At 63.2% G+C, this 886-nt stretch carries 1 protein-coding gene and 1 pseudogene; both read right to left on the reverse strand.

Annotated elements, in window-relative coordinates:
- Window positions 1-662 (reverse strand): acyl-CoA dehydrogenase family protein (locus tag NKJ55_RS35420; protein ID WP_352453930.1); only part of this gene is annotated, 662 nt, incomplete at its 3' end.
- Window positions 659-886, reverse strand: a pseudogene (locus NKJ55_RS35425) (hypothetical protein); the annotation flags it as partial. The gene NKJ55_RS35420 and the pseudogene NKJ55_RS35425, both read right to left, overlap by 4 nt.

Consider the following 886-nt stretch of genomic DNA (forward strand, 5'->3'; position numbering starts at 1 on the left):
GTCGTCTTCTGGCCGAAGCTCGACCAGTCGTCGATGACCGTCAGTCCGGGCGCGCCGCGATCGGCGATGGCATACCAGGCCCGGCCCTCGTCATCGAGCGCCACGATCGGCACCAGATGGGCGAGCAGCGCGCCGCTTGAATAGAATTTCTGGCCATTGACCACGACGTGGTCGCCAGCGTCGACGAATTTGGTCTCAAAATCGGCCGCCCGCTTGGAGCCGAATTCCGAGAACGCGTTGCCGAACCGCGTGCCGGACAGAACTTCGGCGAAGAGCAACTGCTTCTGGGCCTCGTCAGAGACGGTGCGGATGGCGGCGACGACGCCGAGATGGTTCTGCGGAATCTGGCCGAGCGACGGATCGGCCGCCGAGATGATGGTGATCACCTTCGACAGCGTCACATAGGAGAGTTCCGGTCCGCCATAGGCCTTCGGCACGTTGATCGACCACAGGCCGCTCTGCGAAAACGCATCGAGCTCTTCCTTCGGCCAGATGCGCTCGCGGTCCCGCCTGGAGGCGTCCTTGGCGAAGTCTGCGGCCAGTTTTTCCGCCACAGCGATCGCCTCGGCATCGGTCTTGATGACATGCGCTCTGGCCGACGGACGCTCGACCGGAGGGACGGCGCTGCGAGTATCGGACGGCTGCTTCGATTGGATGGTCATGCTGCGGTCTCCTGGGGAAAATGTTGCGATGGAAGCGGCGTGCCGCCGAGATAGTAGGTCTTGATGTCGTCGCGCTGGCGCAGGTCGGCGGCCGACCCTTCCAGCACGCTCTTTCCGTTTTCGAGCACGGTGGCGCGGTCGGCATATTTCAGCGCCACTGCCGAATTCTGCTCGGCGACAAGGATCGAAAGATCTTCGTCCCGATTGAGCCGCTTCAAAGCGCT

The sequence above is a fragment of the Mesorhizobium sp. M0106 genome (assembly GCF_040322715.1).
In the GTDB taxonomy this organism is placed as follows: Bacteria; Pseudomonadota; Alphaproteobacteria; order Rhizobiales; family Rhizobiaceae; genus Mesorhizobium.